Below are 218 nucleotides of genomic sequence, written 5' to 3'. Positions count from 1 at the left end.
GCCCAATCTTGCAGAGACAAGCGCTCGCCATGACAACCAATTTGCAGCTCTAGACCAGCTTGACGACCTTCTAAGATCACCTTGTTCCAGTTGTCGCGCCAGCACTCAAGTTCGCAGTTATCCATCTCAGCAGAGTCTGTTAGTACACTCCACGTTAGGAATAGATCCAAGAAGCGAACTTGCTGTTCGGTGATACCGATTGAGCTGAATGGGTTTAC

The 218-nt window shown here is 49.1% G+C and carries 1 pseudogene; it reads right to left on the bottom strand.

Going from position 1 to position 218, the window contains the following annotated elements:
• Positions 1-218: pseudogene (locus tag AB4486_RS26255) on the bottom strand (glutamate--cysteine ligase); the annotation flags it as partial.

This window comes from Vibrio sp. 10N.222.55.C6, from assembly GCF_041473395.1.
Lineage (GTDB): Bacteria > Pseudomonadota > Gammaproteobacteria > Enterobacterales > Vibrionaceae > Vibrio > Vibrio crassostreae_C.
Note: the sequence above shows the minus strand (reverse complement) of the source record. Positions and strands in the feature narration are given on the sequence as shown.